Consider the following 13,053-nt stretch of genomic DNA (forward strand, 5'->3'; position numbering starts at 1 on the left):
AGTGTGGTACGAGTCGCCAGACAACGGGCGCGTACCTGCCGCTGTTAAAGCCCGCCAGCAGCCTATGTGGCGGGCTTTAGTCCCCGGGAAATATTAGTAATGAATAATATGCTGCAGACCGTCGCGTGCCGGGGGCTGGCAGTAGCGAGGCCAGCAGGGACCTGGACCCGCGCTCTGAACGAGGATTGAAGAATGCCCGCAGGACCAGCCAGCAAGCAGAATTTCATCGTCGCCGCGCTTACCGCGGTAGCCATGGCCTTGATGATCGCCGCTTTTTTTTCGCCGATCTGGTGGGTTTCGCTGACCGCGCCGAACTATCCACCAGATGCCTTCCCCGACGGGATCCGCATTCATTTCCACTTTAATGGCGTATTCAACGGCTGCAAGGCGGCCGGCAAGGGAACGCGCATGGCCAGCGAGATCATCCAGAAGGATCTGTCCCACGACGACGAGCGCTATAACCCGATTACCGACAAGAACAAGGACGTCGATAAAGGCGCGCAGGGGCTCGATTGCGTGCACGAAATGAATACCATCAACCACTATGTCGGAATGTTTCCGATCGCCACCGGAGCGCCGGTGGAAAAGCCGCTGGCCAAGTTCTTCTTCGCCTTTTTCACGGTGATGCTCCTGGGTTTCCTGGTTCCGCGGCGGAAGACGCGGCTGCTGGTGCTTGGTGCCGGTTTTTCGCTGGTGGCCGGCTGGATTCTGGTCGATCAGTATCTGCTGGGCGGGCTGCAGGCGCACGTGGCGCACTATGTCAGCGAGACGGCGACCTTCTTCAACGAGCCCGAGAAGATCCGGGGCTGGGGTGAAAACGTCACGACCATCACGCATGTGGTGATCGCCGGGACGATCGTGGCGATGCTGGTCGTTCTCGCCGGCGTTGCCCGCATTCCCTCATTCTCGTTGCTGCTGGCCCTGGTACCGGCGCTGTTGCCAGTCTTCTTCGTCATTACCTATGCCGGTTGGCTGTGGTTCTTTGGCCACAACATGCATCCCTGGGGTGCGTTCACGGTCAAGCCGTTCATGCCGACCGTCTTCGGCGAGGGCAAAGTGGCGCAGTTCTCGACCTACTCGTATCCCTACTGGGGTTATGCCCTGCTTCTGGGGGTGATGGTCTGCCTTTTGCTCGCCTTGCTGATCAGGCGCAAGCAGATGCGCGAGGGATCGGCGGAGTAACCGCGATGCTGGTCCGTTTGCTCGCCGCCGGACTGGCCTGCGCGCTTGCTCTGGTCGTCTTCCCTTCGCCCGGCGGCGCAGAGGATGCGCTGACCGCGCTACGCCGTACCGGCACCCTGGGCGGTCAACGTTCGCCGGCCAGCGAACCGGCTGACGCCCGTCTGGGAGAGATGCGCGCGCCACCACCTGCCGGCTGGGGTGGCATCGACGAGCAAGCGCCGATCCCGACCGAGCCGCGGGTCGCGGGGCTGCCTTTCCTGCAGGAACTGATCAACGCCGCGCCCGTTGGAACAGTGCTCAGGCTGAAGCCAGGACGCTATTCCGGGCCGGTGGTGGTGAACAAGACCCTGACCATCGACGGCGCTGGGGAAGTGACGGTCGACGGGGGGGGCAAGGGGACCGTCTTCGTCCTGGAGGCGACGGAGGCGGTCTTGCGCGGCCTGCATCTGACCAATTCGGGAGTGTCGCATGATTCGGACGACGCCTGCCTGAACGTTCGCGGCGACCGCAACGTCGTCGAGAACCTGCGAATCGACAACTGCCTGTTCGGAATCGACCTCAAGAAATCGAACGACAACGTCGTGCGCGGCAACCACATTAGCTCCAAGCCGTTCGACCTGGGTACGCGCGGTGACAGTCTGCGCCTGTGGTACAGCCATCGGAACCTGATCGCCGACAATACCATCGAGGACTCCCGCGACATGGTCGCCTGGTACTCGAACGAGAATCGCTACCTGAACAACGTCGCGCGGCGCAGCCGCTATTCGATCCACTTCATGTTTGCGGCCGATAATTTGGTTGAAGGGAACCGCTTCTACGACAACGCGGTTGGCGTCAATGTGATGTACTCCGGGGGTGGCGCAATCCGCAACAACCTGTTTTCGCACGCCAACGGGCCGACCGGCATGGCGGTTGGTTTCAAGGAAGCGTCCAATGTGCTCGTTGAGGGTAACGAGATCATCTACTGCGCGGTCGGCGTCGGCCTCGACATGTCGCCCTTCGAACCCGACAGCACGATCACCATCCGCGGCAACCGCATTGCCTATAACGGCATCGGCGTCAGCTTCCTCTCCGACAAGCAGGGCACGCTGATCGAGCGCAATGTCTTCGAGGGAAACCTTACCCAGGTGGCGATGGGCGACAGCGGTAGCGCCAGCCGCAACGTCTGGCGCGGCAACTACTGGGACGATTACCAGGGCTTCGACCGCGACGGCGACAACATCGGCGACCGGCCACACGAGCTCTATGCCTATACCGATCAAGTGTGGATGCAGGTGCCCTATGCACGCTTCTTCCGCAATGCGCCGATGATGGAAACGCTCGATTTTCTCGAACGCCTGGCGCCGTTTTCAACGCCGGTCATGCTCCTGCGCGACGAACAGCCGGTGTTCCGCAAGTCGCCAGAGACCAGCAAGAGGTCTGTCCAATGAACGATCAGAACACCGAAGAACAGGCGGCTGATGCCGCACGCGTTTCGCCCGCGGCAGCAGTCCAGGGCGCCGTCAGCAAGCGCGCCAGGGCGCCGGTGCGCCAGCAGGCCAACCGCCGCAAGTTCATTCGCTCGACGGTGATGATCGGCGGCGTTCTCGGCCTGGCGATGCTCGGCTATATCCCGGTGGCCAGCGCCCGGAAGTCCCGCCTGCGGCCTCCCGGCGCGCTCGAAGAGAGTGACTTCCTGTCCTCGTGCATCAAGTGCGGCCAGTGTGTGCAGGTTTGCCCGGTGGCGGCGATCAAACTCGACGACATCGACCAGGGTTTTGGCGTTGGCGTGCCGTACATCGACGCTCGCCAGCAGGCCTGCGATTTCTCCTGTGACGCCGTCCAGTGCATCCTGGCGTGTCCCACCGGGTCGCTGACCTATCGGAAACCCGCGGCCGTCGAGACCCGTCCCGGAATGCTGCTGGCACAGCCACCGGTGCTCAAGGCCAAGGAAAATGACCCCGAGCCGACGCTGAATCTCAAGGAGCGAATCGGCGTCGCTCGTCTGGCGCGCCCGGAGGCCTGCCTGGCCGTACAAGGCAAGGGGTTCAGTGGCCAGGCGCGTGGGGCCGACTTCCGGGGCCGCTTGCGCTACGTGGCGGTCGATCGCTGGAAGCCGGTGCGGGTCCGCGAGCATCCTTACCAGCGCGATCTCTGCGACCTGTGCGTGACCGAGTGTCCGATCAAGGAGGCGATCCGCATGGACGAGTCGCAGGCCGCCGACGGCAGCAAGCGATACCGGCCGCAAGTCCTCGAGCAGTGCGTTGGCTGCGGCGTTTGCGAAATGATCTGTCCGGTCGCGCCGGCGGCGATCGTCGTCGATCACCGCGAGCCGTGGAGAGCGTGATGAGCCAGCTTGAACGGATCAAGGTGATGTTCGGCGCGGCACCGCAGAAGCCGCTCAACGTCAAGCCCGAGGTCAAGCAGGTGCACAGGTTGAAGCGGATGACCAAGGCAGACTTCGAGGCCCTCAAGCAGCACGCGCACGACCACCAGCTGGTGACGCACAAGTGGCGCAATCGGCGCTGGGCGGTGTTGATCCTGGCCAACCTGTTGTTCACCTTGTCGTTCTGGCTCGATATCCAGATGCTCGAGGGGGCGCTGACCGCGTCGCGCTTCGTCGGCTTTCACCTGATCGACCTCAATTCGGCACTGCAGGTGATGCTGGCTCACAAGCACATCATCGTCAATCTGTTCATCGGAACGGCAACGGTCTTCGTCCTCTGGGCGGTGCTCGGCGGCCGCTCGTTCTGCTCGTGGGTCTGTCCCTACCACCTGCTCGCGGAGTGGTTCGAATGGCTGCATCTGAAACTGGTGAGCAAAAAACTGGTCAGCGACCACGAGTTCCATCGCGGCACCCGCACCGTCTTCTGGATCGTTTTTGCGCTGCTGGCGGCGCTTAGCGGCTACACCGTCTTCGAAACCATCTCACCGACCGGCATCCTTTCGCGGGCCTTGATTTACGGCCCCTCGCTGGCGCTGGGCTGGGTCCTGCTGCTGCTGGTCTTCGAGGTGGTCTACTCCCGCCGCGCGTGGTGCCGCTACGTCTGCCCGATCGGTCTGACCTATGGTATGGTGGGCGCCATTTCGCCGGTACGCGTCAAGTACCAGCTCGACAAGTGCTTCCACGAAGGTGATTGCCGCAGGGTCTGTCTGGTCCCGCACGTCCTCGACGTGGTAATCAAGGGGAGGGCAGCCGACCTGAGCACGCCGATCGGACCCGACTGTACGCGCTGCGGCCTGTGCGTCGATGTCTGCCCAAGCGGGGCGCTGGTTTTTGAGGTCAAGGGCTTGAGCAAGCTGCTGTGAACAAGGTTGCGAATGATTCGTTTCGAAAACGTCGTTAAGGATTTCCGTAAGAACCAGGTACTGGACAGTGTTCATCTGGAGGTCGAACTCGGCGAGCGCATCGCGCTGATCGGTTCCAACGGCGCCGGCAAGACGACCTTGATCCGCTGCCTGTTGGGCGAGTATACGCACCAGGGCACGGTGACCATCAATGGCCAGGAACCACGCCGCGAGCGCACACAGGTGCTCGGCAAGGTCGGCTTCGTACCGCAGTTGCCGCCGCCGTTGAAGATGCCGGTCGGTCAACTGGTCAGCTTCGCGGCCGCTGTTTGCCGGTCGGATGCCCAACGGATCCATGCCGTGGCGCGGCGGCTCGGGCTCGATGTCGAGCCGATTCTGGCCAGGCCGTTCAACCGCCTTTCGGGGGGAATGAAGCAGAAGCTGTTGATCGCCATCGCCCTTGGCCGTGATGCACAGGTGCTGGTCATGGACGAGCCGGCGGCCAACCTCGATCCCGAAGCACGCCACATCTTCTTCGCGCTGCTCGCCGAGCGCCTGGAAAGCACGACCATGATCATTTCCAGCCACCGCCTCGACGAGGTCGCACCACTGGTCAATCGGGTGGTTGAAATGGACACCGGCAGGATCGTCCTCGACGACCGCGTCGCCGAGGAGTCGAAGCTCTCGGCCCTGTTCCAGGTGCGCTTGACGCTGGCCCGCGCCGACGCGGCCATTGCCAAGACGCTTGCCGCCTGGCAGTTTGCCGACCGCGCCGATGGCGTCGAGTGGCACGGCAACGTTTCCGGACCCGACCGCCTGCGTTTTCTGGGGATGGTGTCGCGCTATGTCGGGCTGCTGTCACGCATTGAAATGAAGGAAGTCGACCCGGCTGTCGTCCTCCAGTAATGAAGCCGCAAGGAAGCAGGAAGGAAGCAGGAATCGCAACAATGAAACGACCCACCAAACGACGCCAGTTCATTGCAGTTCTCCCGACGCTGGGCCTTGCGCCTTGTCTTGGGCCGCTACTCGGCATCGGCGCGGGCTGGTTGCTGACTGGCTGTAGCGGCGAGCCGAGCAGCGGACCCGCTCAGGTCAAGTGGGACCGAGACACCGACGCGCGCTGTGGGATGATCATCAGCGACAAGCGTTTCGCGGCGCAGATTCGCGACCCCGATGGCAAACCCTGGAAATTCGACGACATTGGTTGCGCGATGTTCTGGCTGGCGCAAAGTCCTTTCAACGAGGAGACCGCGAACACCGAGTTCTGGGTCGCCGACTATCGCACCGGTGGCTGGATCGATGCCCGCCGGGCGCACTACCTGCCAGGAAGCAAGAGCCCGATGGGCTACCACTTCGCGGCGCTGGCGGTTCCCGAGACCGGGACGGTCTCGTATCAGGAAATGAAGCAGACTGTGCTGGCTCGTGGCAAGTGAAGCCGCTGCGATGACTGCCCTCCTGTTGACTGCCCGCCTGGATATCGTCGAGTCGCTGCGGGCGCGCTGGTTCATGCTTTACAGCCTGGTTTTCGGCGGCATCGTGGCGCTGTTGTTCGCCTTTGGCCTGACCGAGTCGCGGGTCCTGGGTTTCATTGGCCTGTCGCGGCTGCTGGTGACTTACATCCAGCTGACGATGGCCATCCTGCCAGTCTTTGTGCTGATCACGACGGTTCGCTCGGTAGCCGGTGACCGCGAGGCGGGGGTCTTCGAGTACCTGCTGTCCCTGCCGGTATCGCTGTCGGCCTGGTTCTGGGGAAAAATCGTCGGTCGTTATGTGACCATCTTTCTGCCGGTCTTCGTGGCCATGCTCGGCGCGGTGCTGTGGGCGCTGTTCAAGGCCATCGACGTGCCGTGGGGAATGTTCTTCTATTACACCGGCCTGCTGGCGGCAATGGCCTGGTGCTTTCTGGGCATTGGCATGCTGATTTCGACGCTGGCACGCAGCACCGATGTCGCGCAGGGTGCGGCCTTCATGGTCTGGCTGAGCATGCTGCTGTTCCTCGATCTGATCCTGCTGGGGGTGATGATCCAGGGCCGGGTCGCTCCCGAAGTCGCCGTTGGCATCGCACTGCTCAATCCGCTGCAGGTCTTCCGTACGGCTTCGCTGGCCATGTTCGATCCGCAGCTGATCGTCCTCGGGCCGTCCGCGTACGTCATTCTCGACCTCTTCGGCAGTGCCGGCTACCGCTTCTATGCATTGCTCTATCCGCTGGCCATCGGTTCGCTGTGTGCGCTGCTCGGCTACCTGACTTTTCGCCGTAGCGACCTGCCTTGACCGGGTGCGTGCGATGAAGCGTCTGATTGCCGGCCTGCTGTTCGCCGTGCAGGCCGTTTCGGCCGGCGCCGCGGAGCAGTTGTCCGCCACGCCGTTCTTTGCCTTGAGCCTGCCGGGTATCGATCGGCGCCCGATAGCGCTGGCGTCGTTCAAGGGGCAGCCACTGGTCGTCAACTTCTGGGCCCGCTGGTGCGCTCCCTGTCGCCAGGAGATCCCCGATCTCGCCGCTCTGCACGCCCGCTACAAGGAACGGGGCCTGCTGGTCATTGGCATCGCCGTCGAGGACGCCGAGCAGCACGAGAAAGTCCGCGACTTCGCCCGCGCCTACGAGATGAGCTACACGGCGCTGATCGGCGGCGTCGAGACGAGCATCGAGCTGATGCGGTCGCTCGGCAACAGCAAGGCTGGCCTGCCATTTACGGTGGTCATCGACCGGGATGGCCGGATACGAGGCAGCAAACTCGGCGCGATGAGTGCCTCCGAGATGGACGCCGCAGTACGGCCGATCCTCTGAGTGACAGGCGCCGCTACCCGGTGTGTGCTGCGCGGGTGCTAGGATAGCAGGTAGCGTCGACCGCCGGCCGGCACCGCCGGCGCCATTTTTTTGTGATGCGCCGCAGGCGCCATTTGAGTGACGATCATGATTAGAAGAGCGTTTGGCTTGCTGTCGGTAGTACTCCTCGCGGGCTGTGCGGCGCAGCAGCTGCGTGGCACCGGCGACCTCGGGCTGGTCATCGAACGCGCCAGCGGGCAGGTCACCCTGATCGATACCAGCCGCGGTGTGCCGTACGCGCGCATCGACGGACTGGGCGACCTGTCGCACGCCTCGGTGGTCTATTCGCGCGATGGCCGCTACGCTTACGTCTTTGGCCGTGACGGCGGGCTGACCAAAGTCGACTTGCTTGAGTCACGAATCGTCAAGCGCGTGCTGCAGTCGGGCAATGCCATCGGCGGCTCGATTTCGCAGGATGGCCGCATCGTCGTCGCCCAGAACTATAAACCGGGCGGCATCAAGGCCTTCGACTCCGAAAGCCTTGAAGTGCTTTCCGAAGTGCCCGCCGAGTACGCGCCCGGAAGCTTTTCCAAGGTCGTCGGCCTGGCCGATCTGTCCGCCAACCGCTTCGCCTACGCGCTGTTCGACGGTGGCGAAATCTGGGTCACCGACTTCTCCGACCCCAGGAAGCCGCAGACGCAACGTTTTCCGGCCGGCCTGCAGCCCTATGACGGACTGGTAAGTCCCGATGGGCGCTATTACCTGGCCGGGCTGTTCGGCGAGGATGGCGTGGTCCTGCTCGACACCTGGCAGCCCGAGCAGGGGACGCGCCGGATCCTGCAGAACTATGGGCGCGGCGAGGAGAAGCTGCCGGTATTCAAGATGCCGCATCTGCGTGGCTGGTCGATGGCACAGGGCAATGCCTATCTGCCAGCAGTCGGTCGGCACGAGGTACTGGTCGTTTCCGGCAGCAGCTGGCAGGAGGTGGGTCGAATCAAGGTCAAGGGCCAGCCGGTGTTCGTAATGGCTCGCCCCGATGGCCGGCAGGTTTGGGTCAATTACGCTTTCCCGGATAATGGCTGGGTCGAGGTGATCGACACGCTGACCGGAAAAGTGGTGAAGACGTTCGAGCCGGGAAAAGCCATTCTGCACATGGAGTTCACGCCGCGCGGGGAACAGGTCTGGCTTTCCGCCCGCGACGACAACAAGGTGGTGATCTACGATACGGCGACCTTGACCAAGGTCGGCGAGTTTGCCGCGCAGGCGCCGAGCGGCATCTTCTTCACCAGCCGCGCGCAGCGGACGGGGTTTTGAGCGCGATGACCGACGAGGCGCTCGATTTTCGCTTGCTGAACGATTTCCAGCGCGACTTTCCGCTCTGCCCGGCGCCCTTCGCCGAGCTGGCCGCGCGCCTCGGCGTTGCTGAAAGTGCTGTCCTGCGGCTGCTCGAGGGCTTGCGCCGCGAGGGCAAGATCGCTCGCGTCGGCGCGGTCTTTGCACCCAAGCGGATCGGCGCCAGCACGCTGGCGGCGATGGCGGTGCCGCCGGAGCGGCTGGTCGCGGTGGCCGAGACGGTCAATCGCTTTCCCGAGGTCAACCACAACTACGAGCGCGAGCACCGCTTCAACCTTTGGTTTGTCGTTACCGCGGGTTCGGAGGGGCGGCTGCAGGCTGCCTTGGGGGCGATCGAGCAGGTGGCAGGCTACCCGCTGCTGCGACTCCCCTTGCTGCACGAATTCCACATCGACCTCGGTTTCTCGCTGGACGGCAAGACCGACAAGGTGCTGCCGGGCGATTCCCGCCGGCGGGCCTTCGTGCCGCCGCGACCGCTGGACGAGTTCGAACGGCGGCTGGTGATGGCTTTGCAGGAGGGTTTGCCACTGTTCATTCGTCCGTTTTCGGTGCTCGCCAGCCGGGTCGGTTGCGACGAGAGCGAGGTTCTCGAACGTATCCGTCACTGGTGCGCCGAGGGGATCATCAAGCGCTTCGGGGTGGTCGTCAGGCATCACGAACTCGGCTACACGGCCAACGCGATGCTGGTGCACGACGTCCCCGACGACGCCGTCGCCGGAATCGGCGAGACGCTGGCCCGCGAGCCGGGAGTTACCCTGTGCTATCAGCGCCCGCGGGTGCTGCCGGACTGGCGCTACAACCTGTTCTGCATGATCCACGGCCAGCTCCGCGGCGAAGTCGAGGCCAGGATCAGGCAACTGCGATCGCGCCTGCAGCTGCGCGACTACGCCCACGCGACCCTCTTTTCAGTGACCCGCTTCAAGCAGGGTGGAGCACGCTATGCGTGACAGTGTGGCCATCGACGCCATCGATCGCGCGATCATCGACGGCCTGCAGGGCGACTTCCCGATCTGCGAGCTGCCCTACGCCGAAGTCGCAGGAGCGCTCGGGATCGGCGAGCAAGACCTCCTCGAACGTTTGCAGGCGATGCTTGATGCCCGCGTGCTGACCCGCTTTGGACCGATGTTTCAGGTCGAGCGGATGGGCGGCGCCTTCGTCCTCGCGGCGATGTGCGTTCCCGAGGACGATTGGCAGCGGGTACTCGAGGTGGTCAACGCCTTTCCCGAAGTGGCCCACAACTATCGGCGCGAGAGCGACCTCTACTGTCGCTTCAACATGTGGTTCGTGCTGGCGAGCGAGACCGCCGACGGCATCGCGGCCGCGCGGCGTGGCATCGAGGAAGCCAGCGGTCTACAGGTCTTCGCGTTTCCGAAGTTGCGCGAGTACTTCGTCGAGATGAAGCTGGCGGTACGCGCATGAGCGCCCTGGCGAGCCCGGGCGAGGCGCTCGACGCGGTCGACCGCCGCCTGGTGCTGGCCACCCAGAGTGGCCTGCCGCTGGTCGCCCGACCGTATCACCAGCTGGCCGGGCAGCTCGGCATCGAGCCGCAGGAAGTGATGGCCCGGCTGAGGCGGATGCTCGACTGCGGCATCATCCGCCGGATCGGCGCGGTGCCCAACCACTACGCGATCGGCTACACCGCCAACGGGATGAGCGTCTGGGATGTCGCGGACGAGCGCATCGACGAGCTCGGCGCGCGGGTCGGCGCACTGGACTTCGTCACCCACTGCTACCATCGCCCGCGCCAGCTTCCCGAGTGGCCGTACAGCTTGTTTGCAATGGTGCATGGCAGTTCGCGTGCCGAAGTGCTGGCCAAAGTGGCGACCATCGCCGAGTTGCTGGGTGCCGATTGCCGGGCGCACGATGTCCTTTTTTCGACCAGGATTCTCAAGAAGACGGGGCTTCGAATCGGCGTCTGAGGTCCCCTGCGTCGCGAAGCGCCCGTCATGCGGCCGGCTGCGCCATCGGCGCGCGAGGCCTGTCGCTCTCGGCGAGCGCGGGATCGGCACCTTTCATGCGGCCGCCGAACGCCGGGTACAATTGGCCAATCAGCTGGCCAGGGGCCGGTCGGCCGAGACCATCGCGAATGCGCTTTCGGGGGTCCGCGAAATCGGCAAGCCGCTCGCGGCGAGCATCGTCGAGCGAGACGCGCCGGAGAGGCGATGATTCGCCGAGTGCACACCACAGGCGTTTGCTCGGCTTCCTGACCCTTCCTTGCTCCGGGACCTTGACCGCGCTTTCCGAACCGTTCGGCAGCGAGCGCTCGGTGGCCATAGTCGAGCTGACTACACGGTGGCGCACGTTGTTGCCGGTGTTGGCGCTGGCGACCGCCGGGGAAAACGGTCCCGGCGTGTTCAAGGGGCGCAGCGACGCGCTGGCCCTTGGCCAGGAAGCGGCGGATGATGATCACCGGTCCGTACGGCGCCTTGCTGCTGATGCCCTGCGCCTGACCGGCAGGATCGGAAGCACGAACGGGCCGGGTGCGAAGAGGCCGCTGCCGGGGCGCGGCACCGCGCGACGGCACCGATGCAGTAACACGCGGCACCAACGAAAGGAGACCTACGATGCCACGCTTCGTTGAAATGGACGACCTGGTTACGCTGGCCGGGCAGATGGAGGACACCGCTGCTCCGCTGGTGCCGATCAACAGGTTCCAGGTCAAAGCGGACCAGGTCGGGCAACTGCTCAAGGCCTGGACAGCCGATGCAGCAGCAATGTGGCGGCAGCCCGACGACAGTTCGACCCGGCCGCATCGTGGCATTGGTGGCGGCTGTGTGTTCGTGAATCACGCGGTATGGGAATCGACCGAGCACTGCCGGCGTCTCATCGACAACCCCGATTTCCAGCGCCAGCCGGGCCTTACCCGTCCAGCGCGGTCGCCTCACCGCAGGTGTTTCGCAAGGTTGCGGTGCCGGGCTGCGGTGGGCGGTGAGCGTCGAGTGTCGAGGCGGGGACGCCGGCGGGAGACGCCATGAGTACATCGAAGATAGTCGTTTGCCCGCATTGCCATCGCCCGAACCGGGTCCCCGAAGCGCGACTCGGCGATCAGGGGCGTTGCGGTCACTGCCAGCAGATACTTTTCGACGGCACGCCAACGGTCTTGACGGTGGCCAGCTTTGACCGGCACATCGAGCGCTCCGAACTGCCCGTGGTGGTCGACTTCTGGGCGCCCTGGTGCGGTCCGTGCCGGGCCATGGCGCCGGCGTTCGCTGCGGCGGCGCGGCAACTCGAACCCGCTTTCCGGCTGGCAAAGGTCAACACCGAGGAAGAACCGTCGCTGGCCGCGCGCTTCGCCATCCGCTCGATTCCGACCCTGGCGCTATTCAGGCAGGGCAAGGAAGTGGCGCGTCAGGCCGGAGCCATCGATGGTGCCAGCCTGGTTCGCTGGGTTCGGTCGTTCGAGTGATCGACGCCCCCGCCTTGGCTGAGAGCGGCGTGACGGTTCATTGACAGAAGCCACCCCGAAAGACAGAATCGGCCTGGATCGGGACGGAGAAGCCGGTTGCGGGACACCGCTTGCGTCGCCCGGCGTAGGGTGCCGGCAGGATGCGGTGCTTGGCGTTGGTCATTTCCATCACTCCCGGAGCAGCGCATGAAAGCGAAGTTCGCCTCGGTCGCCGACCTCGAAGAGAAGCAAGCGACTTTCGTCCGGCTTTCCGAACATTGCTGGGGCTATACCGCCGCGGGCGATCCGAATACCGGCGTCATCATCATCGGCGATGACAGAGTGTTGATCGCCGATACCCAGGCGACGCCGGTGATGGCTGCTCGCCTGGTCGCCGAGATTCACCGGCTGACCGACAAGCCGATCAAGCACGTTGTGCTTTCGCACCATCACGCGGTGCGCGTGCTTGGCGCGACGGCCTACCGGGCCGAGGGCCTGCAGGAGGTGATCGCCAGCCAGGGTACTTACGAGATGATCGTTGAACGCGGTGCCCAGGACATGCCTTCGGAGTACGAGCGCTTTCCGCGCCTGTTCCAGGCGTTCGGGTCGATCCAGGGGCTGACCCGGCCGACGCTGGTCTTCAAGGAGACGATGACGCTGTGGATGGGCGGGCTGGAGGTCCGGCGCCGGCCACACCCGCAGCGGCACCGTGGTCTGGGTGCCGTCCGAGAAGGCGCTGTTTTCGGGCGACCTGGTCGAGTGCGACGCGGTGTGCTACACCGGCGACGCGCAACTCGCCGACTGGCCGAAGTGGCCCGTGGCCTCGACTACACCACCGACTTCGTGGCCACCCTGTTCGCCTGTGTCAGGCAAGCGGCAGCCGCCGGGATGAACCTGAAGCAGGCCATGGCGCACACCCGCCGGGCGATGGACCCGAAGTTCGCGCAGGTATTCATCTCCGAGTACTTCCTGCCGTTCGACGTCGTGCGGGCGATCGACGAAGCCAACGGCATCCGGCATCCGCAGATCTGGACGGCAGCGCGCGACCGGGAAATGTGGCACGGCCTGCAGGCCGCCGACTGAACCTTCGGGTTCCGGGCAA

Annotated in this window: 14 protein-coding genes and 1 pseudogene; all 15 read left to right on the plus strand. The window is 64.3% G+C overall.

Annotated features, from left to right (window positions below):
• Nucleotides 1–192: 192 nt before the first annotated feature.
• Nucleotides 193–1,182, plus strand: a complete 990-nt coding sequence (locus Q1L50_RS11500; protein WP_300338784.1) for a hypothetical protein — start codon at nucleotides 193–195, stop codon at nucleotides 1,180–1,182.
• A gap of 5 nt (nucleotides 1,183–1,187) precedes the next feature.
• Nucleotides 1,188–2,612, plus strand: a complete 1,425-nt coding sequence (gene nosD / locus Q1L50_RS11505; protein WP_300338787.1) for a nitrous oxide reductase family maturation protein NosD — start codon at nucleotides 1,188–1,190, stop codon at nucleotides 2,610–2,612.
• The gene (locus Q1L50_RS11510; protein ID WP_300338789.1) at nucleotides 2,609–3,508 is read left to right on the plus strand and encodes a 4Fe-4S dicluster domain-containing protein; all 900 of its coding nucleotides are present in this window, start codon (nucleotides 2,609–2,611) and stop codon (nucleotides 3,506–3,508) included. Before nosD ends, Q1L50_RS11510 begins: the two co-directional genes overlap by 4 nt.
• Entirely contained in the window at nucleotides 3,508–4,470 is a 963-nt protein-coding gene (locus Q1L50_RS11515) for a NapH/MauN family ferredoxin-type protein (RefSeq protein ID WP_300338792.1), read from the plus strand. The genes Q1L50_RS11510 and Q1L50_RS11515 overlap by 1 nt, the downstream gene beginning before the upstream one ends.
• A 12-nt stretch (nucleotides 4,471–4,482) precedes the next feature.
• Complete coding sequence (locus Q1L50_RS11520; RefSeq protein WP_300338794.1) at nucleotides 4,483–5,355, plus strand: ABC transporter ATP-binding protein; 873 nt, start codon at nucleotides 4,483–4,485, stop codon at nucleotides 5,353–5,355.
• Nucleotides 5,356–5,396: 41 nt separating this feature from the next.
• The gene (locus tag Q1L50_RS11525; RefSeq protein WP_300338797.1) at nucleotides 5,397–5,882 is read left to right on the plus strand and encodes a nitrous oxide reductase accessory protein NosL; all 486 of its coding nucleotides are present in this window, start codon (nucleotides 5,397–5,399) and stop codon (nucleotides 5,880–5,882) included.
• Between the two features lie 10 nt (nucleotides 5,883–5,892).
• Complete coding sequence (locus tag Q1L50_RS11530; protein WP_300338799.1) at nucleotides 5,893–6,720, plus strand: ABC transporter permease subunit; 828 nt, start codon at nucleotides 5,893–5,895, stop codon at nucleotides 6,718–6,720.
• Between the two features lie 13 nt (nucleotides 6,721–6,733).
• Entirely contained in the window at nucleotides 6,734–7,234 is a 501-nt protein-coding gene (locus Q1L50_RS11535; RefSeq protein WP_300338801.1) for a TlpA disulfide reductase family protein, read from the plus strand.
• A gap of 126 nt (nucleotides 7,235–7,360) precedes the next feature.
• A complete protein-coding gene (locus Q1L50_RS11540) occupies nucleotides 7,361–8,527 on the plus strand; it encodes a cytochrome D1 domain-containing protein (protein ID WP_300338803.1) in 1,167 nt (388 codons plus the stop codon).
• A gap of 5 nt (nucleotides 8,528–8,532) precedes the next feature.
• Nucleotides 8,533–9,513, plus strand: coding sequence for an Lrp/AsnC family transcriptional regulator (locus Q1L50_RS11545; RefSeq protein ID WP_300338911.1), 981 nt, complete (start codon nucleotides 8,533–8,535; stop codon nucleotides 9,511–9,513).
• The gene (locus Q1L50_RS11550; protein WP_300338805.1) at nucleotides 9,506–9,985 is read left to right on the plus strand and encodes an AsnC family transcriptional regulator; all 480 of its coding nucleotides are present in this window, start codon (nucleotides 9,506–9,508) and stop codon (nucleotides 9,983–9,985) included. The genes Q1L50_RS11545 and Q1L50_RS11550 overlap by 8 nt, the downstream gene beginning before the upstream one ends.
• Nucleotides 9,982–10,485 carry an AsnC family transcriptional regulator gene (locus tag Q1L50_RS11555; RefSeq protein ID WP_300338808.1) on the plus strand — a complete coding sequence of 168 codons (504 nt, stop codon included), beginning with the start codon at nucleotides 9,982–9,984 and terminating at the stop codon, nucleotides 10,483–10,485. The genes Q1L50_RS11550 and Q1L50_RS11555 overlap by 4 nt, the downstream gene beginning before the upstream one ends.
• 272 nt (nucleotides 10,486–10,757) lie before the next feature.
• Nucleotides 10,758–11,147 carry a hypothetical protein gene (locus Q1L50_RS11560; RefSeq protein WP_300338810.1) on the plus strand — a complete coding sequence of 130 codons (390 nt, stop codon included), beginning with the start codon at nucleotides 10,758–10,760 and terminating at the stop codon, nucleotides 11,145–11,147.
• A 390-nt stretch (nucleotides 11,148–11,537) separates the two neighbouring features.
• Nucleotides 11,538–11,972: a thioredoxin TrxC gene (gene trxC, locus Q1L50_RS11565; RefSeq protein WP_300338812.1), complete on the plus strand. Its 435-nt coding sequence runs from the start codon at nucleotides 11,538–11,540 to the stop codon at nucleotides 11,970–11,972.
• A gap of 186 nt (nucleotides 11,973–12,158) precedes the next feature.
• Nucleotides 12,159–13,034: pseudogene (locus tag Q1L50_RS11570) on the plus strand (MBL fold metallo-hydrolase).
• Nucleotides 13,035–13,053 lie beyond the last annotated feature (19 nt).

This window comes from Accumulibacter sp., from assembly GCF_029255145.1.
Classification (GTDB): Bacteria; Pseudomonadota; Gammaproteobacteria; order Burkholderiales; family Rhodocyclaceae; genus Accumulibacter.

Bases quoted from the DNA above. Each gene is read 5' to 3' on its own strand.
- Q1L50_RS11500 (WP_300338784.1), top strand. From the start codon at position 193: ATGCCCGCAGGACCAGCCAGCAAGCAGAATTTCATCGTCGCCGCGCTT.
- nosD (WP_300338787.1), top strand. From the start codon at position 1,188: ATGCTGGTCCGTTTGCTCGCCGCCGGACTGGCCTGCGCGCTTGCTCTG.
- Q1L50_RS11510 (WP_300338789.1), top strand. From the start codon at position 2,609: ATGAACGATCAGAACACCGAAGAACAGGCGGCTGATGCCGCACGCGTT.
- Q1L50_RS11515 (WP_300338792.1), top strand. From the start codon at position 3,508: ATGAGCCAGCTTGAACGGATCAAGGTGATGTTCGGCGCGGCACCGCAG.
- Q1L50_RS11520 (WP_300338794.1), top strand. From the start codon at position 4,483: ATGATTCGTTTCGAAAACGTCGTTAAGGATTTCCGTAAGAACCAGGTA.
- Q1L50_RS11525 (WP_300338797.1), top strand. From the start codon at position 5,397: ATGAAACGACCCACCAAACGACGCCAGTTCATTGCAGTTCTCCCGACG.
- Q1L50_RS11530 (WP_300338799.1), top strand. From the start codon at position 5,893: ATGACTGCCCTCCTGTTGACTGCCCGCCTGGATATCGTCGAGTCGCTG.
- Q1L50_RS11535 (WP_300338801.1), top strand. From the start codon at position 6,734: ATGAAGCGTCTGATTGCCGGCCTGCTGTTCGCCGTGCAGGCCGTTTCG.
- Q1L50_RS11540 (WP_300338803.1), top strand. From the start codon at position 7,361: ATGATTAGAAGAGCGTTTGGCTTGCTGTCGGTAGTACTCCTCGCGGGC.
- Q1L50_RS11545 (WP_300338911.1), top strand. From the start codon at position 8,533: ATGACCGACGAGGCGCTCGATTTTCGCTTGCTGAACGATTTCCAGCGC.
- Q1L50_RS11550 (WP_300338805.1), top strand. From the start codon at position 9,506: ATGCGTGACAGTGTGGCCATCGACGCCATCGATCGCGCGATCATCGAC.
- Q1L50_RS11555 (WP_300338808.1), top strand. From the start codon at position 9,982: ATGAGCGCCCTGGCGAGCCCGGGCGAGGCGCTCGACGCGGTCGACCGC.
- trxC (WP_300338812.1), top strand. From the start codon at position 11,538: ATGAGTACATCGAAGATAGTCGTTTGCCCGCATTGCCATCGCCCGAAC.